We start from the raw sequence: 16,494 nt of genomic DNA, 5'->3' as shown, positions 1-16,494 counted from the left end.
CGGGTCAGCGGAAGGGCCGACCCGCGGGACCGCCTCCTCAGATGAACTTGCGCTCCGCGAGGAACGCGGCGAGCTGCTTGCCGCCCTCGCCCTCGTCCTTGACGATCGTGCCCGCGGTGCGGGCCGGGCGCTCCGTGGCGCCGTCCACCGCGGTCCAGGCGCCCTCCAGGCCGACCACGTCCGCGTCGATCTCCAGGTCCTCCAGGTCCCAGGAGGTCACCGGCTTCTTCTTGGCGGCCATGATGCCCTTGAAGGACGGGTAGCGGGCCTCGCCCGACTGGTCCGTCACCGACACGACGGCGGGCAGCGAGGCCTCCAGCAGCTCGCTCGCGGTGTCGCCGTCCCGGCGGCCCTTGACCGTGCCGTCCTCGACCGAGACCTCCGACAGGAGCGTGACCTGCGGGACGCCCAGGCGCTCGGCCAGCAGCGCCGGGAGCACGCCCATGGTGCCGTCGGTGGAGGCCATGCCGCAGACGACCAGGTCGTAACCGGTCTTCTCGATCGCCTTGGCCAGCACCAGGGAGGTGCCGACGACGTCCGTGCCGTGCAGGTCGTCGTCCTCCACGTGGACGGCCTTGTCGGCGCCCATGGACAGCGCCTTGCGCAGCGCGTCCTTCGCGTCCTCGGGCCCGACGGTCAGCACGGTGATCTCGGCGTCGTCCGCCTCTTCGGAGATCTGCAGCGCCTGCTCGACCGCGTACTCGTCCAGCTCGGAGAGCAGGCCGTCCACGTCGTCGCGGTCGACGGTCAGGTCTTCGGCGAAGTGCCGGTCGCCGGTGGCGTCGGGCACGTACTTCACACAGACAACGATCCTCAAGCTCACGCCGGCTCTCCTACTGCATCGTCTCTTCGTCAGCTGCCTTGTGCAGGCAGCATAGGCGCCATCGGGTGCGGATTCCGGCCGGTCGGCGACCGGGACCGCCCTGCACCGATCGAAATATTACTCGTCAGTACATCCAGGGTGTTCCCCGTAGGCAACCCGGTTGAACTGTGACCTTGCCAACGGCCGCCGCCGGTGGGCTCAGAGCACCGCGCCGAGCGCCGCGATCACGTCCGCCGTGCGGGGCTGACCGGCCGCGCGGCGCACCACGCGACCCCCGGCGTCCAGCACCAGCACCGTGGGGGTCCGTACGACGCCCAGCCCGCGCACCAGGTCCAGACGCGCCTCGGCGTCGATCTCCAGATGCGCCACGCCGTCCACCATCCGGGCGACCTCGGCGAGGACGCGCCGGGTGGCCCGGCAGGGCTGGCAGAAGGCGCTGGAGAACTGCACGAGCGTCGCCCGCTCCCCCAGCGGCGCGCCGAGCTCCGCCGCGCCCAGCCGCATGCCGTCGTCCGTCCCGCCCTGCCCGCTTCGCACCCGCCGTCCTTCCGTTCGCTCCCGGCTCCGCCCCCCGCCGGTTGCAGCGCCGGGACACCCCCGGGCATTCCTCTCCGCGCCCGCCCCGGCGCACGCTCCGCCCCGACGTGATGAGGATCTCGCGGCCGGAGGGGTCCGCCCGGTAGGCAGACCGGCACGCCATGGGGCACCATCTGCCACAAGACCGAACCTACGGCCGCGTAACTTCAGTCGGGAGAGCCCTCCCAGGAGAAGATGAAGGGTCCCCCTATGGCAGAGCTCGTCTACCCGCCGGTGATCGGTGTCGCCCGCACCATGTTCAAGGCGCTGGACCTGCGCTTCGACATCAAGGGCACCGAGAACATCCCCAAGCGGGGCGGTGCGGTTCTGGTGAGCAACCACATCGGCTACCTCGACTTCGTCTTCTGCGGGCTGACCGCCCGTCCGGCCAAGCGGCTGGTGCGCTTCATGGCCAAGGAGTCGGTCTTCCGGCACAAGGTCGCCGGGCCGCTGATGCGCGCCATGAAGCACATCCCGGTGGACCGCGCGGCGGGCATGGACGCGTACAAGCACGCGCTGCGGGCGCTGCGCTCGGGGGAGATCATCGGGGTGTTCCCCGAGGCGACGATCTCCGAGTCGTTCACCCTCAAGAACTTCAAGTCGGGCGCGGCCCGGCTGGCCCAGGAGTCGGGGGTGCCGCTGCTGCCGATGGCGCTGTGGGGCACCCAGCGGCTGTGGACCAAGGGCCACAAGCGGGATCTGGGCCGCAACCACTTCCCGATCACGGTGCGGGTGGGCGCGCCCATGGAGGCCGATCCGACCGAGCCGTCGGACACGCTGACCGAGCGGCTGCGCACCCGGGTGCAGGAGCTGCTGGAGGCGGCGCAGCGGGCGTATCCGGTGCGGCCGAAGAACGCGGAGGACACCTGGTGGGTGCCGGCCCACCTGGGCGGCACCGCGCCGGCCCCGGCGCAGGCGGCCGGGCGGGGCCACCACTGACCCCGCCCTGACCGGGTTCCCGCCCGGCCCCCGCCCGGACCGTCAGGCCTTGCCCATCTCCTCGCGGAGCGCGGCGACGAAGCCGTCCACGTCCTCCTCCGTGGTGTCGAAGGAGCACATCCAGCGCACGTCGCCGGCGGCCTCGTCCCAGAAGTAGAAGCGGTAGCGCTTCTGCAGCCGTTCGGCCACGTCGTGCGGCAGCCGGGCGAAGACGGCGTTGGCCTGGACCGGGTGGAGGATCTTCACCCCGTCCACCGTGCGGACCCCCTCGGCCAGCCGCTGGGCCATGGTGTTGGCGTGGCGGGCGTTGCGCAGCCACAGATCGCGGGCGAGCAGCGCCTCCAGCTGGACGGAGACGAACCGCATCTTGGACGCGAGCTGCATGGACAGCTTGCGCAGGTGTTTCATCCCGCGCACGGCGTCCGGGTCGAGGACCACCACGGCCTCACCGAAGAGCATGCCGTTCTTGGTGCCGCCGAAGGACAGCACGTCCACGCCCACCGCGTTGGTGAAGGCGCGCATCGGCACGTCCAGGGACGCGGCGGCGTTGGCCAGCCGGGCCCCGTCGAGGTGGACCTTCATGCCGCGCTCGTGGGCGTGGTCGCAGATGGCGCGGATCTCGTCCACCGTGTAGACGGTGCCCAGCTCGGTGTTCTGGGCGAGGGAGACCACCTGGGGCATGGCCCGGTGCTCGTCGTCCCAGCCGTACGCCTGGCGGTCGATGAGCTCGGGGGTGAGCTTGCCGTCCTCCGTCTCCACGGTGAGCAGCTTCAGCCCGCCCACCCGCTCGGGGGCGCCGCACTCGTCGACGTGGATGTGCGCGGTGTCGGCGGCTATGACCGCGCCCCAGCGGTCGGTGAGCGCCTGGAGGGCGACCACGTTGGCCCCGGTGCCGTTGAAGACCGGGAACGCCTGGGCCGCGGCCCCGAAGTGGCTGCGCATGACCCGCTGCAGATGCTCGGTGTACTCGTCCTCGCCGTAGGCGACCTGGTGGCCGCCGTTGGCGAGGGCGAGCGCGGCGAGGATCTCCGGATGGGCTCCCGCGTAGTTGTCGCTGGCGAATCCGCGCAGCTCGGGGTCGTGGTGGCGGCGGGCGTCGGTGCGCCCTGGGTTCACGGCTCGGGGGTCAGCCACAGACGGGTTCCGTTCACTTCCCGGGCGGGCCGGTCCCAGAGTCCGGTGATGGCCTCGGCCAGCTCCTTGACGTCCGTGAAGCCCGCGAACTTCGCGTTGGGGCGCTCCGCCCGCATGGCGTCGTGCACCAGCGCCTTGACCACCAGGATGACAGCGGCCGCAGCCGGGCCGCCCTCGTCCCCCAGCTTGTGGAAGGAGTCGGCGAGCGCGAGGGTCCACGCCTCGGCGGCCGCCTTGGCGGCGGCGTACGCGGCGTTGCCGGCGGTGGGCTTGGAGGCTCCCGCCGCGCTGATCATCACATAGCGCCCCTTGCCGCTGCGCAGCAGGGCGTCGTGGAAGGCGAGCGAGGTGTGCTGGGCGGTCCGGATCAGCAGGTCGTGGAGGGTGTCCCAGTGGGCGAGCGGGGCGTCGGCGAAGGTCTTGCCGCCGCGCCAGCCGCCGACCAGGTGCACCAGGCCGTCCACCCGGCCGAACTCCTTCTCGGTGCGGTCGGCCCAGGCGCGGGCGGCGCGCAGGTCGAGCAGGTCGACGGTGTCACCGGTGACGGTGGCCCCGCCGTGGGCGTAGCGGGCGGCGTCCACGGCCTCGGCCAGGCGGGCCGGGTCCGCGTCGGAGGCGACGACGGTCGCTCCGGCCTCGGCGAGGCGGAGCAGCACGGCGCGGCCCGCCGGGCCCGCCGCGCCGGCCACCGCGACCACGGCGCCGTCCAGGGGACCCCCGTTGCTCGGCTCGTTGGGGGTGGGGCTCGACGTCAGGGTGGTCATGGTCGTCGCCTCCTCGTGCCCTCCGCTGTCCCCTGCCACCGGCTTCACGCCGCCTCCCGGAGGTCGCTGTCGGCCGTGATGCCCTTGGTGGAGGCGACCACATCGCGCAGCTTCTTGGCGAGCGCCTCGTAGAACATGCTGAGCGGGAACTCGTCGGGGAGCACCTCGTCGACCAGTTTGCGGGGCGGCCGGCTGAGGTCCAGGGCGTCGGGGCCCTTGGCCCACACCGAGCCGGGGTGCGGGGACAGGTAGGACGACACCAGCTCGTACGCCTTGAACCAGTGGACGAGCTTGGGGCGGTCGATGCCGTCGCGGTAGAGCTTCTCGATCTCGCCGCACAGCTGGTTGGTGACCCGCGGGGCGCGGTCCCAGTCGATGTGCAGGGTGTTGTCCGTCCAGCGTACGACGTCGTGCTGGTGCAGGTAGGCGAAGAGCAGCTGGCCGCCGAGCCCGTCGTAGTTGCGCACCCGGTCGCCGGTGACGGGGAACCGGAACATCCGGTCGAAGATCACGGCGTACTGGACGTCGCGGGCCTGGGCGACCCCTTCGGCCTCCAGTTTCACGGCCTCCTTGAAGGCGGTGAGGTCGCAGCGCAGCTCCTCGAGGCCGTACATCCAGAACGGCTGGCGCTGCTTGATCATGAAGGGGTCGAAGGGCAGGTCGCCGTGGCTGTGGGTGCGGTCGTGGACCATGTCCCACAGGGCGAACGCCTCCTCGCAGCGCCGCTGGTCGTCGAGCATCCCCCGGACGTCCTCGGGGAGCTCCAGGCGCAGCGTCCGGACGGCGGCCTGGCTGACCCGCCGGAAGCGGGCGGCCTCGCGGTCGCAGAATATGCCTCCCCAGCTGAAGCGCTCGGGGACCTCGCGGACGGCGATGGTCTCGGGGAAGAGGACCGCGGAGTTGGTGTCGTAGCCGGAGGTGAAGTCCTCGAAGGCGAGCCCGAGGTAGAGCGGGTTGTCGTAGCGGGTGCGCTCCAGCTCGGCCAGCCACTCGGGCCACACCACGCGCACCACGACCGCTTCGAGGTTGCGGTCGGGGTTGCCGTTCTGCGTGTACATCGGGAAGACGACCAGGTGCTGCAGGCCGTCGACGCGCCGGGCGGCGGGCTGGAAGGCGAGCAGCGAGTCGAGGAAGTCGGGCACCTCGAATCCGTCCTCGGCCCAGCGGCGCAGGTCGGCGACGAGCGCCCGGTGGTAGGCGGCGTCGTGCGGCAGCAGCGGGGCCAGCTCCTCGACGGCCTGGACGACCTTCTCGACGGCGGCCCGGGCCCGGGAGGGGGTGGGTGCGCCGTCGGCCTCGAAGTCGATGGAGCCGTCCTTGGACTGCCAGGGCCTGATGGTCTCCACGGCGCCCTTGAGCAGGGGCCACGACGGGTGCTCGATCACCCGAGCCGCACGGTCCGCGGCCTCCCCACGGCCCGTACCGTCACCACGGTCCGCAGACAGAATGCCACCCTCCGCCACCATGGACGAAAGAATTTCCGTCACAGCAACACCTCCACCGAAGAAATTAACGTGAAGCCACCGTATCCATCGATGGATCAACCACTCAAGTGCTGCTGCCGGAAAATGTTCTGCCCCACCCCCTCCACACCGATGTTTTTCCTGTGTCGCCCGGTCGTACACCCTCCCTTCGCCGACCCGCGCCCACCTCGCGGCCCCGCCTCAACCCCCGCGTCACAGTCGGCCGTTAGGCTGAGCGCCGCTTTGGGCAGCCGCCTCGGCACGACCAGCAGAGCCGACAGAACAGCGAGACACCGTTTTGACCTTTCTCACCATCGGACACCGCGGAGTGATGGGCGTCGAGCCGGAGAACACCCTGCGGTCCTTCCTGCGGGCCGAGCGCGAGGGCCTGGACGTCATCGAGCTGGACCTGCATCTGAGCAAGGACGGCGCGCTGGTGGTGATGCACGACGCCGAGGTGGACCGCACCACCGACGGCGAGGGCCCCATCGGCGACTTCACCCTCGCCGAGCTGCGCGGACTCGACGCCGGCCAGGGCGAGCGCATCCCCGTCTTCGAGGAGGTCGTGGACGCGGTCGGGGCGCCCCTCCAGGCCGAGATCAAGGACACCGCGGCCGCGCGGGCGCTCGCGGAGGTGATCACCCGCCGTGATCTGCTGGACCGGGTGGACGTGCTCTCCTTCCACGACGAGGCCCTCGCCGAGATCCGGACCCTGCTCCCGGAGGCCCGCACCGCGCTGGTCGCCAGCCGCTACGGGCTCGATGTGATCGACCGGGCCCGGGCGGTCGGCGCCGGAATGCTGGTCCTCAACATCCGCAGGCTCACCCTGGAGCTGGTCCAGCGGGCCCACGCGGCCGACCTCAAGGTCATCGGCTGGACGGTGAACACCCCGGACCACCTCAAGCTGGCCCGCGGGCTCGGCCTGGACGGTGGCACCACCGACTTCCCGGAGATCAAGCGGGCGGCCCGCTACACCGCGTGACCGCCCGCGCCGCGCCCCTCACCCCAGCGGCTTGACCAACAGCTCGAACTCGAGACCGGCGCGGCGCGGAATGCCGAAGCGCTCGTCGCCGTACGGGAAGGGCGTCGTCCTCCCCGTACGGGCGTAGCCGCGCCGCTCGTACCACGCGATGAGTTCCTCGCGGGCCGAGATCACCGTCATGTGCATCTCCCGCGCGCCCCACTCGGCCCGCACCAGCCGCTCCGCCTCGGCGATGATCGCCTTGCCGAGCCCGCCGCCCTGCAGCGCGGGGCGCACCGCGAACATCCCGAAGTACGCGTGCTCGCCCCGGTGCTCCAGCTGGCAGCAGGCCACCAGCTCGCCACCCCGCTCGACCACCAGCATCCGGCTGCTCCCGTCCCGCACCACGGCCGCGACCCCCTCGGGGTCCGTGCGCTGCCCGTCCAGCAGATCGGCCTCCGTCGTCCACCCCGCCCTGCTGGAGTCCCCGCGATAGGCCGACTCGATCAGCGCGACCAGCGCCGGCACATCGGCCTCGGTCGCGGCCCGGAAGGTGAGCTCGGCGGCGGGCCGAGCGGCGTCCACGGTGTCCATACGTCGGATGTCCTCTCCCTGCTTGCGATCCCCCGCCGCTCGCGGTCCCCGCTGCTCACGACACCGGGGGCGGCGGCAATCGACCCTAACCCGCCGCCGGTGCGTAGGGTCGGGCCATGGTGCACGTACTGAGCAGCCGAACCCTGCTGCGGCCGACCGACCCCGAACGCTCCCGCGCCTCCTACGGCGAGGCCCTCGGCCTCGCCGTCTACCGGGAATTCGGCGAGGGCCCCGAGCGCGGGACGGTCTACTTCCTCGGCGGCGGCTTCCTCGAGCTCTCCGGCCGCTCCGACACTCCCCCCGCCCCCGGCCTCCAGCTGTGGCTCCAGGTCGCCGACGCCCACGCGGCCCACGAGCAGCTCGCGGCCCGGGGCGTGGAGGTGCTGCGCCCGCCGCGGAAGGAGCCCTGGGGACTGATCGAGATGTGGATCGCCGACCCGGACGGGGTCAACATCGTGATCGTCGAGGTCCCCGGGGACCATCCGCTTCGCTACCGACCCGGGATGTAGCGGAACTCCTCGGCCGACCGCCGGCCGGGACGCCTCTCAGTCGCGGCTGAAGGAGTAGGCGCGCTCCACCCGCGCGACCTCGATGCTGTAGGAGGCGTACCAGCGTTCGCGCCCGAGCCGCTGTGCTTCGAGATGCTCGGGGTGGGCCTTCCAGGCCGCTATCGAGGCCTCGTCCGCGTAGTAGATGACGACGAGGTCCCGGCCGTCCTCGCCCGTCAGCGACTCGCGGCCCAGATAGCCGGGCTGCGCCTCGCCGAGTTCGGCCATGCGCTCGCTCATCGCCGCGTAGCCTTCGAGGTCCGCGGTCGGCCGGGTGGTGATGATGACCGCGTAGTACGGCGGCTCGGGGCGGACGAACGAGGTGGTCATGCGACAGGCCCTCCGTCAGTAAGGAGCGTACGGCGCAAGGCTACTGACATGATCCTCCGGTTACCACCGTCTGGCGGCCGCGTCCCGGTGGGGCCACCGGACGGCGATCCGCGGCCGCGTATCCTCCCCCGATGGACAAGATCGCCGTGCGGCTGGAGGCGGAGACCGCCCCGGGAGCGCCCGCGCTGTTCCTGCGCCCCTGGGGCCCGGCGGACGCGGCCGGCCTGGTCGAGTGGTGCCGGGACGACGCCCTGCGCCGCTGGACGAGGACGGACGTGGACGACGAGGCGGGCGCCGCGCGATGGATCCAGGAGCAGCGGCGGGGATGGGCGGCGGGAGACCGCTTCGCCTTCGCCGTGGCCGAAACCCACCCCGGGGCGGCCGACGGGCGGGTGGCCGGGCACGTGGTGCTCAAGAACCTCAACCCCGGCTCTCCCTCGGCCGAGGTCGGCTACTGGACGGCCGCGCACGCGCGCGGCCGGGGGGTGGCCCCCCGGGCGCTGCGGGCCCTGACCGACTGGGCCTTCGCCACCTTCGCCGGTGACGGGCTGACGCGCCTGGAGCTGCTGCACCAGGTGGACAACGCGGCGTCGTGCCGCGTCGCGCGGAAGAGCCGGTACGCCCTGGCCTCGCTCCTCCCCGCCACGCCGCCCGCGTTCCCGCTGGAGGGCCATCTCCACGTACGGACGCGCGACGTCCGAAGCCGCGACGCCTGAAGCTACGAGAACGAGTCCAGGCAGGTGAGTTCGCTGGAGACCTCCCACAGCCTGGCCGCCGCCTTGGGGTCCACGGCCCAGGGCTTGACCCCGCCGATCAGCATGTCGTCCGTGGTGGCGGGCTCGGCGATGTCGCAGTCCTGGCAGTACGCGCCGCCATGGCCGTCCAGCAGGGGCGAGGTGGCGGCCCACACGGCCGTCGCCGCGCCCTGGGCCGGGGTCTTGAAGCCTTCGGCGGGCTTGCCGTCGGGGGTGATCCAGCCCTGGGCGAGCTGTTCGTCGTGGGGGATGTGCCGCTGGAGGGGGGTGAGGATGCTGCCGGGGTGCAGGGCGAAGGCGTGCACCCCGCGGTCCGCGCCCAGCGTGTCGAGGTGGCGGGCGAAGAGGGCGTTGGCGGTCTTGGACTGGGCGTAGGCCAGCCACCGGTCGTAGCCGGCGCGGAAGTGGAGGTCGTCCCATCGGATGTCGGAGAGGAAGTGTCCCGACGAGGCCACCGACACCACCCGCGCCCCGCCGGGGACCAGTGCCGGGCCGAGGCGGTTGACGAGGGCGAAGTGGCCGAGGTGGTTGATGCCGAAGTGGGCCTCCCAGCCCGGGCCCACGCGGGTCTCCGGGCAGGCCATCACGCCCGCGTTGGCGATGAGGATGTCGAGGGCACGGCCGGTGTCCAGGAAGCGGTCGGCGAAGGCCCGTACGCCCTCCGGGTCCGCCAGCTCCAGCTCCCACACCTCCGTCCCCGTGACGCCGCTCAGGGCGGCGCGCGCCGTGTCGGGCCGGCGCGCGGGGACGACGACCCGGGCACCGGCCCGGGCCAGGGCCCGGGTGGTCTCCAGGCCGAGGCCGGAGTAGCCGCCGGTGACCAGGGCGGTCCTGCCCGTCAGGTCGATGCCGGTGAGTACGTCGTCCGCCGTGCTGTGCGCGCCGAAGCCGCTGCCGATCCTGTGTTGCTCGGTGATCATGTCCCAGACGCTAGGACTTGGAGTGCGCGCGAAGTCAAGCGCGCGGCCGGGGCCCGGGATCCGGGGCCGCGCTCCCCCGTTGCCCCCGTGCGCTCCCGTGTGCGGGGCCCGCGCCGGGCAGCCTCCCGGGGATCCGTCCGTCCCGGGAGGTGCGCCGTGCACGGACCGCCGCTCGCCGGCTGGCTGCTGGTCGCGCTGTGCGCGGCCACGGGGTCGTACTGCCTGCTGCGCATGCGCGGCGAACCGCCCGGCCGGCTGCGGCGGGCCGCGGGGGCGGAGGCGCTGATGGGCTGGGGGATGGCGGTGATGGCGGTGCCCGCCGCGGCGCTCGATCCCCGGCCGTGGGGCCCGCCCTTGCTCGCCGCGGTGTTCGGGGTGGCGGCCGTGCGGGCGCTGCTGCCCGGGCGGCGCGACGGCGGGCCGCTGGGGCATCATCTGCACCACGCCGTCGGGGCTTCGGCGATGGTCTATATGGCGCTGGCGATGGCGGTGGGCGGCCCGGCGGGGGGCCACGGCCACGCCGGGCACGCGGGCCAGGAGCGGGTGCCGGGCGGGGTGCCTGCGCTCACCGGCGCGCTGCTGGTGTACTTCGCCGCGTATGTGGTGTGGTCGGCGACGCGCCGCCTGGTGCCGGCCGCGCCGAGCGGCGGGGCGGGGCCCGGTTCGGCGGCCGGCTCGGGCGGCGGGGCCGGCGGCCTCGCCTGGTCGCGGCGGCCCGAACTGGCGGAGGCCTGCAGGCTGTCCATGGGAATCGGGATGTTCGCGATGCTCCTGACCCTCTGAGGTGGTGGACGATCACCTCAGGGAATCCGTCCTGACTGGCTGTTTGGCCTGGTGAGTTGCCTCGTTGGTCAGTCCCGGTCAGACAGGGTTCCCCCTCCGTGAGACAAGATCATCTCCCATCTGTCTCCCATTTCCCCATCCACGAACAGCACAAAGACCGACCCCGGGATGCACCTGGGGGATGAGCAGAGCCCGGGGTCGGTCGTTCAGTGAGGGGGGTTAGTGCGCCGCCGCTAGGCGGCATCGAGCATTCAGCACTGCCTTGCCGCCGTCTGGATATATCCAGCAGGTACCCCGATTCCTAGCCTGATCACCTCACGAGGCAAGATCGCGTAGGGGTCGAGATGGCGGAGGCGCGGCACCGGCGCATCGCTACTGACATGCAGCGCCGCGTCGACTCCGGTGAGTGGAAGCCTGGCCAGCAGGTCCCATCGCGCACAGACCTGGCTGTCGAGTACGGCGTACACGAACAAACCGTGCGGCTCGCTGTCGCCCTCCTCCGACGCCAGGGCGTGCTCGAGGGAGAGGCACGCAAGCGCCTGACCGTGGCTTACCCTCCGGCCGTGCGCGCACTCACCAACCCAGATGGCGACTGGTCGTTCGGCTCGGAGGTCAGCGGCGCCGGGAGGTGCCCCGCGACCGCACAGTTGGCATCGCGCCTCGACGTCTCCCAGCAATCCGTCTTGCAATGGGAGATGCGAGAGTGCTGGGACCCGGGGGGGCCGGTCGGCGATGCTCATCATCAGTTGGTGGCGCGGCCGGCGCCGCAAGCACTCCTCTGCCATCTTCGAGGTCGATGCCGTGCAGCTGGACGCAGGGCAGGCTCAGGCGTTGCGGCTACCTATGGACACGGTGGCCTATCGGCTCGTTCGAACTCGTCTTGACGCTGCCGGGCGTCCAGTTGAGACATCGGATTTGATCCTCCCGATGGATCGCTGGGTGCTTCGGTTCGGTCCCCGCCCACGGAGTCAGGGCCAAACAGGCTGATGGGCCTGAACATGCCAGAGTCGAGTGAACCGCAGGTGGACGCGTCTCGCTAGGTGCATGACGTAGATATATGCGATGGGCACTTAACTCGTCGTTGATTGGCCACAGTGCGTAGAAGTCCTGGCCAGAGCCGATAACTCACGGATGCCGTGTGGCACACACAGGGCTGCAGACCATCAGCTCGGCAGTCTCAGCCAACTGGCCGTTAAGGCCCGGCCGCAGCTGGATGGTGCCGATGGAGCGGCACGTGTAGAGGCGGGCCCCGCACCAAGCGCAGGCCAGTCCCTGGAGTTGCTCCGAGGTGAGTGCGCCCGGATCCGGCAGCCGCGTGTGGAGCTCCACCCAGATGTACCCGCCGTCGGGTTCGTGCCCGTAGTCGTCGGCGCTGGCGAGGGTCGCGTACAGCATGTGGCGCCCGGCGTCGCTGAGGACGGGCGGGAGGTCCGTCTCGATGCGGGTGCGGCCGGCACCGACGCTGAGCCGCGGGGTGCTGCCGGTGAGCGCGGCGAGCTGGGCGGCGATGGATTCGGCCCTGGGGCTTCGGTGGGGGCGGGAGTCGGCTCTAGGCTCGTGCACGTCTGCCTGCTCTCTCCAGGTGGTCCATGCCCCCGGGCCGGTCGCACGGCCGCGGGGGTCTTGCTGTTCCTTCCCCTAGCATGCCGTAGCACGCTTGGTATGCCCTATCTCGCCTGATCAGGTGTGGCATGCCTAGCTTGGCGATGTGATCGACTTTGCTCCTGATGTTCCGCGGTGGCGGCAGGTCGCCGAGGTGCTGCGTAAGCGGATCGCCGACGGCACGTATCCGCCGCGGACTCGCGTCCCGTCGGTGCTGGCGCTGCAGCAGGAGTTTGGCATCGCGACCGCGACGGGCCAGAAGGTGCACCGGGCGCTGCGCGAGGAGGGTCTGATCTACACGGAGCCGGGGCTTGGGAGCTTCGTCTCTCCGACCGCCGGGCAGGGGTGATTGTCACTGCCTGCCCGTAGGCTTGTTCGCATGCCCGAGACTCCCCCGCCCCCGGATGCGGCGCCTGCCGCTGCGGCGAATGAGGCGATCCGTCGGTTCATGGCGGACCGGGCTGGGAGGCCTTTGTTTGAGGCGGAGCGGGCCGAGTACGCGCGGCTCGTCGTGGCGTGGGCAGCAGCCCAGCGGCGCCCGGTCACCGAGGCGGCGTAATCACTTTGGCGGCACCGCCAAAGTGATGCTCAGATGCCGGAAGCTGGACCTGTGTAATGCAGGTCCAGCTCGCTGACCGTGACTTTCACGCCTCCCCCGTCATGCCGCCGCCCCGCCGGTTCGACGGGGCGGTTCGCATCCGAGTAGCCGCGCAGCCCACGCAGTAAATCGGATAGATGATTCAAGGGTACGCGCGGGTGCCGACGGCGCCGGGGCGTGAAGAGGCCCCCGCCGACGGGGGATGCAGCGGGGGCCGACACCAGTGTGGCACGGGCGGCCGTCCGTAGGGTGCGGCTCGTCCGGGTTCGCCACACCCTGGACGCATGGCCGGAGTGCAGCGCGTCGTCGTGCAGCCGCCCTCAGCTTCGGGCGGCCGGCGAGTACGCGTGGATGGGGTCATCCTCGGAGTCGCCTACGGTGAGGCCGATCTCCGGGAGTTTCTACGGCGGGCCGGCCTGCCCGACGCCGACGACATGGACCTCGAAGCGTCGCCGCTCATCGAGTGGCGCGGTGGCGGACCGGACGTGTGGTGACAGCACGGCGCCCCCCAAGCGGAGAGACAGCAGAACGCCCCGCCCTGTTCGCAGCTCCAGGAACGGGGCATCCGGGCCCGAAGGGCCAGGTTCAGTCCGTGGGACGGTCGGGCGGCGGGCAAGGGCTGAGCAGCGAGCGAGTCCAGTTCGGGTCGGGCATGCCCTCGAGACGCTCGTAGTCCGGGCAGTTCCGGTTCAGGCAGACGACTCGCTCCGGCGCGTCGGGCGGGCAGTACATTCGCAGGCCGAACGTCTTGCACGACGGGCACTCGGGGTCGGGGCACGGTTTCGTGTACTTCTCGACGAACTCGGTGAACGATGCGGAAATCATCGCGCCATGGTGCGCCCCTGCCCGGCGGTAATGCCACAGGTCGGCACAGACTTTCTCGGGCCGCTGCCCGACAGGCGTCGGCCCTCCCGTGGGGAGGCCGGGAGGGACGAAGCGCCCCGCCCGCACGAGACGGGGCGCAGAGGGGGATCAACACTCCGCCTGGGGAGCAAGACGTGCGATGCCCACCCACAGAGCGCACCTCAAGGTCGGCGTGGGGAAGGGGCCGGACGCTGATCTTCCACATGGTGGGGTAGCGCATAACGTTCCCTTATGCGCTCGCGTCGTCCGCTCGCAGCACCGGTTCCGTGCGGATGTACTGATAGACCCACGGACCGCCCTCGGGGTCAGTGTTCACCCTGGGGGTATAGACCGCCTGCAGTTGGTTCTCCGGCGGAAGCTGTACTACCACGCTGTCCGGGGGTTCCATCGGATCACCAGACACAGGCAGGGTCTTCCCGTCGAGCGGCCCTCCGGTGAGCGTGACGTCGTAGGTCGGTATCTGTTCCACGGGCGCGGTTCCCCCTCAGTTAGAGGCCGATGTCCTCGGACGCGGCATCGGTCCACTTGTCGGCTTCCCGAATGTAGCCCCAGAAGGCGGGGCTGTTCTCGGCGTGGCCGGACTGGGCGCGGATCTTCTCCTCGCGCTTGCCTGCTCGGCGTGAGGTGGTGATGAACCCTGCTCGCATGCTGTGGCCGGTCAGGCGAACGGAGAGGCCAGCCCGTTCAGCATTGCGGGCGATGATCTCCCGGACGGCCTCCGGCGAGAGGGCCCGGTCGCCGAGTTGGCCCCAGACGGTGACGGGCAGGAAGGCGGGCCCCGTGGTGATGCCTGCTGCCGCGCGCCAAGTAAGCCAGGCACGGACAGGGCAGGTGTCGGGGTTCTTGCCGTAGCCGACGACCACATCCCGGGGCGGGCGGCCCTTGACGGCGGGGACGTGGACTTCGAGTCCTTGGCTGACGTGGACGATGGTTTCGGCGCGGAGGGCGGCGACCTCGGCGGAGCGGCCGGCGATGGCGAAGGCCATGAGCCAGAGGGCGCGGTCGCGGAGTCCGGTGAGTCCGTCGGCGACGGCGGCGTTCATCTGCTGCAGCTGCTCGGGCGTCGCGGCGGGTGCTTTGCCTCGGCCGCGTGCCACGCGTTCGGGGTCGTTCTTCAGCGGCTTGAGGGCCTGGCGGGCAGCGACGGTGGCGGCCTTGGGGACTTCGACGCCGTGGTCGTTTCGCGCGGTGACGGTGACGCCGGTGATCCTGCGGTCGATGCTGTTGGGCGCGGCGAGCTTGATGGTGTCGAGCCAGACGACGAACCCGACGAGCGTGCCCTTGGTAACGGCGGTCAACGGCAGGGCCTGCCCGGTGCGTTCGCCGAGCCAATCGTGGAACTCTTCCCAGAGTGCCCAGTCGTTGGCGTAGCCGCGTTTGGTGTTGTGGGGGCGGATGGCGTCGAGGTGCTTCTCGGCTGCCTCTTCCATGGCGTGCAGGACGGCGAGCGTCGCAGCATCGTAGGCAGCGGGGGAACGGTCGCTGCTCGACGTGACTTGCAGGTCGGTCACGGGCGCTCCACCTCGTAGTCGTAACGGGGGGCGCGCTGACGGACGTTACGGGCGGCGTGCCAGAGCCATCCTGACCAGTCCCTGATCCATACGAAGTGCTCGGCTTCTGCGTCAGGTGCAGGTGGGACGAGGGCGGCGATGGATGCCAGGGCCGTGACCACGTCGTCCCGGGTGCCGGGATGCGAGGGGCCGATCGGCAGTTCCACGCCTGGGTGCGGCAGTTCGCCTTTCAGAGTGGTTGCGGCTTTGCCGATCCATTCGACAAGGTCTTCGATCCGATCGTAGTCACGGACCAAAACCGGGTCACGCGGGAGGGCTTGCACGGCTTGGGTCAGGTCTTCGACTGTGGCATCGAACGGGTGGGGCAGCTGATGTGTCATGAGTTCTAACCTCTCAGGCGATGTAGGCGGCGGGGGTGGCGCCCGGCTGGCGCGGGACGAGGTCAGTCACGGGCGTTCCTCGATCGCGCGAACAGTGTCGCAGGGGTACAGCACGGGAGCGTGGTCGGAGCAGTGGGCGCACTGCTGTGAGCGCTGCCCGTCTACGGGGTCGGTGTAGAGGACTGGCCTGTGCAGCTTCCGCACGCGAGCGAGAGCGGCCGTGGCGGGAGGCTCGGGCGCTTCGGCGTCCAGGATCCCGGCGAGAGCGATGGCCAGACCGACGTCCCCGGCGGTGCGGTCGCGCCACAGGATCGTGGCTTCGGTGATCGCCTTCAGCTTCGTGCGGAGCTGATCGCGCTCGACTCGCCGTTCGTCGGCGGCGTCGAACCAGTACTTGGTGGCCGCGACGTGCTCTTCAAGGCTCGCGGCGGGCACCTGCGTCGTTCGCATCACCCCGGCCTGCCGGTCCAGTGCGGTCCGGTACTTCGGCTCGTATGCGAGGCAGGACGCGCAGGTCGCCTCGACGCTCTCCGTCAGCGGGCCCTGTGCGGTTGAGCGTCCGCAGATGGCTGGGCCGGTCGCCCATGCGTCGAACATCGGCAGCCACTCGTATACGGCCAGGTGCACGAGATCCGGCTCGTCGGGGAGTTGGAGGCGAGCAACGGGGCGGAGGTAGCGACGGGAGCGGTCGAGACCCTGCTCGTCCCCGAGATGCACGTTGACGGTCATCGGTCACGCTCCCAACGCGCGGCCCAGTGTCGCTCCTGGTCGTCCATGACGCAGGCGTGGATGCCTGCCGCGCGCTGCCGCTCGAACATGGCGGCTATCCAGACATGGTCCGGGGCGTGGATCGCGAGGTCGGCCCACGCTTCGTCACTGAGTCGCATCGGGTCTTTCCGGTGGCCGCAGTCACACGGGCAGTTGGGGACGGGGTCGAGGAGGACGTTGA

The 16,494-nt window shown here is 71.1% G+C and carries 23 protein-coding genes; 8 read left to right on the top strand and 15 right to left on the bottom strand.

All coding sequences use genetic code 11. The features are described 5' to 3' along the window. Positions 1-37: 37 nt before the first annotated feature. Together BBH68_RS28965 and BBH68_RS28960 are read right to left on the bottom strand one after the other, a co-directional pair. Entirely contained in the window at positions 38-823 is a 786-nt protein-coding gene (locus BBH68_RS28965; protein WP_065966662.1) for an electron transfer flavoprotein subunit beta/FixA family protein, read from the bottom strand. A 198-nt stretch (positions 824-1,021) separates the two neighbouring features. Further along, a complete protein-coding gene (locus tag BBH68_RS28960) occupies positions 1,022-1,327 on the bottom strand; it encodes a TlpA family protein disulfide reductase (protein WP_079151260.1) in 306 nt (101 codons plus the stop codon). Between the two features lie 282 nt (positions 1,328-1,609). Between BBH68_RS28960 and BBH68_RS28955 the strand changes: the two genes are divergently transcribed. Beyond that, a complete protein-coding gene (locus BBH68_RS28955; RefSeq protein ID WP_065966660.1) occupies positions 1,610-2,338 on the top strand; it encodes a lysophospholipid acyltransferase family protein in 729 nt (242 codons plus the stop codon). Between the two features lie 42 nt (positions 2,339-2,380). Here the strand turns inward: BBH68_RS28955 and BBH68_RS28950 are convergent, their stop codons facing one another. Genes BBH68_RS28950 through BBH68_RS28940 form a run of 3 tightly spaced genes read right to left on the bottom strand, consistent with a single transcriptional unit; the run spans position 2,381 to position 5,723 of the window. Beyond that, complete coding sequence (locus tag BBH68_RS28950; protein ID WP_065966659.1) at positions 2,381-3,454, bottom strand: threonine aldolase family protein; 1,074 nt, start codon at positions 3,452-3,454, stop codon at positions 2,381-2,383. After that, positions 3,451-4,236: an SDR family oxidoreductase gene (locus BBH68_RS28945; RefSeq protein WP_065966658.1), complete on the bottom strand. Its 786-nt coding sequence runs from the start codon at positions 4,234-4,236 to the stop codon at positions 3,451-3,453. The genes BBH68_RS28950 and BBH68_RS28945 overlap by 4 nt, the downstream gene beginning before the upstream one ends. 44 nt (positions 4,237-4,280) lie before the next feature. Then, positions 4,281-5,723, bottom strand: a complete 1,443-nt coding sequence (locus tag BBH68_RS28940; RefSeq protein WP_076972097.1) for a DUF6421 family protein — start codon at positions 5,721-5,723, stop codon at positions 4,281-4,283. A 274-nt stretch (positions 5,724-5,997) separates the two neighbouring features. On the opposite strand from BBH68_RS28940, the gene BBH68_RS28935 reads away from it, so the two are divergent. Then, entirely contained in the window at positions 5,998-6,681 is a 684-nt protein-coding gene (locus tag BBH68_RS28935; protein ID WP_065966657.1) for a glycerophosphodiester phosphodiesterase, read from the top strand. 18 nt (positions 6,682-6,699) lie between these two features. On the opposite strand, the gene BBH68_RS28930 is transcribed toward BBH68_RS28935, so the two are convergent. After that, positions 6,700-7,254: a GNAT family N-acetyltransferase gene (locus tag BBH68_RS28930; RefSeq protein ID WP_065966656.1), complete on the bottom strand. Its 555-nt coding sequence runs from the start codon at positions 7,252-7,254 to the stop codon at positions 6,700-6,702. A gap of 116 nt (positions 7,255-7,370) precedes the next feature. Here BBH68_RS28930 and BBH68_RS28925 point away from each other — a divergent pair, with 116 nt between their 5' ends. Next, on the top strand, positions 7,371-7,763 hold the full coding sequence (locus tag BBH68_RS28925) for a VOC family protein (RefSeq protein WP_065966655.1): 393 nt from the start codon (positions 7,371-7,373) through the stop codon (positions 7,761-7,763). A 36-nt stretch (positions 7,764-7,799) separates the two neighbouring features. On the opposite strand, the gene BBH68_RS28920 is transcribed toward BBH68_RS28925, so the two are convergent. Then, positions 7,800-8,132, bottom strand: a complete 333-nt coding sequence (locus BBH68_RS28920) for an antibiotic biosynthesis monooxygenase family protein (RefSeq protein WP_065966654.1) — start codon at positions 8,130-8,132, stop codon at positions 7,800-7,802. A 131-nt stretch (positions 8,133-8,263) separates the two neighbouring features. On the opposite strand from BBH68_RS28920, the gene BBH68_RS28915 reads away from it, so the two are divergent. After that, complete coding sequence (locus BBH68_RS28915) at positions 8,264-8,848, top strand: GNAT family N-acetyltransferase (protein ID WP_065966653.1); 585 nt, start codon at positions 8,264-8,266, stop codon at positions 8,846-8,848. A gap of 2 nt (positions 8,849-8,850) precedes the next feature. On the opposite strand, the gene BBH68_RS28910 is transcribed toward BBH68_RS28915, so the two are convergent. Then, entirely contained in the window at positions 8,851-9,807 is a 957-nt protein-coding gene (locus BBH68_RS28910) for an SDR family NAD(P)-dependent oxidoreductase (protein ID WP_065966652.1), read from the bottom strand. 156 nt (positions 9,808-9,963) lie between these two features. On the opposite strand from BBH68_RS28910, the gene BBH68_RS28905 reads away from it, so the two are divergent. Together BBH68_RS28905 and BBH68_RS44695 are read left to right on the top strand one after the other, a co-directional pair. Beyond that, entirely contained in the window at positions 9,964-10,590 is a 627-nt protein-coding gene (locus tag BBH68_RS28905; RefSeq protein ID WP_065966651.1) for a DUF5134 domain-containing protein, read from the top strand. A 344-nt stretch (positions 10,591-10,934) separates the two neighbouring features. Then, the gene (locus BBH68_RS44695) at positions 10,935-11,474 is read left to right on the top strand and encodes a GntR family transcriptional regulator (RefSeq protein WP_076972098.1); all 540 of its coding nucleotides are present in this window, start codon (positions 10,935-10,937) and stop codon (positions 11,472-11,474) included. A 241-nt stretch (positions 11,475-11,715) separates the two neighbouring features. Here BBH68_RS44695 and BBH68_RS28895 read toward each other — a convergent pair whose 3' ends face one another. Further along, complete coding sequence (locus tag BBH68_RS28895) at positions 11,716-12,153, bottom strand: hypothetical protein (protein ID WP_065966649.1); 438 nt, start codon at positions 12,151-12,153, stop codon at positions 11,716-11,718. Positions 12,154-12,298: 145 nt separating this feature from the next. Between BBH68_RS28895 and BBH68_RS28890 the strand changes: the two genes are divergently transcribed. Further along, positions 12,299-12,541: a GntR family transcriptional regulator gene (locus BBH68_RS28890; protein ID WP_245738355.1), complete on the top strand. Its 243-nt coding sequence runs from the start codon at positions 12,299-12,301 to the stop codon at positions 12,539-12,541. 533 nt (positions 12,542-13,074) lie between these two features. Further along, complete coding sequence (locus BBH68_RS28880) at positions 13,075-13,284, top strand: hypothetical protein (RefSeq protein WP_065966647.1); 210 nt, start codon at positions 13,075-13,077, stop codon at positions 13,282-13,284. A 91-nt stretch (positions 13,285-13,375) separates the two neighbouring features. On the opposite strand, the gene BBH68_RS41595 is transcribed toward BBH68_RS28880, so the two are convergent. From BBH68_RS41595 to BBH68_RS42210, 6 genes are all read right to left on the bottom strand, one after another. Then, positions 13,376-13,615, bottom strand: a complete 240-nt coding sequence (locus BBH68_RS41595) for a hypothetical protein (protein ID WP_141713079.1) — start codon at positions 13,613-13,615, stop codon at positions 13,376-13,378. Positions 13,616-13,883: 268 nt separating this feature from the next. Beyond that, complete coding sequence (locus BBH68_RS28875) at positions 13,884-14,123, bottom strand: hypothetical protein (protein ID WP_065966646.1); 240 nt, start codon at positions 14,121-14,123, stop codon at positions 13,884-13,886. 19 nt (positions 14,124-14,142) lie between these two features. Then, positions 14,143-15,165 (bottom strand): tyrosine-type recombinase/integrase, encoded by a 1,023-nt coding sequence (locus BBH68_RS28870; RefSeq protein WP_079151249.1) that lies wholly within the window; start codon positions 15,163-15,165, stop codon positions 14,143-14,145. Continuing rightward, entirely contained in the window at positions 15,162-15,545 is a 384-nt protein-coding gene (locus tag BBH68_RS41590; protein WP_141713078.1) for a hypothetical protein, read from the bottom strand. Before BBH68_RS41590 ends, BBH68_RS28870 begins: the two co-directional genes overlap by 4 nt. A 66-nt stretch (positions 15,546-15,611) precedes the next feature. Beyond that, positions 15,612-16,274 (bottom strand): hypothetical protein, encoded by a 663-nt coding sequence (locus BBH68_RS28860; RefSeq protein WP_065966644.1) that lies wholly within the window; start codon positions 16,272-16,274, stop codon positions 15,612-15,614. Continuing rightward, positions 16,271-16,432, bottom strand: a complete 162-nt coding sequence (locus BBH68_RS42210; protein WP_158080389.1) for a hypothetical protein — start codon at positions 16,430-16,432, stop codon at positions 16,271-16,273. Before BBH68_RS42210 ends, BBH68_RS28860 begins: the two co-directional genes overlap by 4 nt. Positions 16,433-16,494: the final 62 nt, after the last annotated feature.

The organism is Streptomyces sparsogenes, from assembly GCF_001704635.1.
GTDB lineage: Bacteria > Actinomycetota > Actinomycetes > Streptomycetales > Streptomycetaceae > Streptomyces > Streptomyces sparsogenes.
Note: the sequence above shows the minus strand (reverse complement) of the source record. Positions and strands in the feature narration are given on the sequence as shown.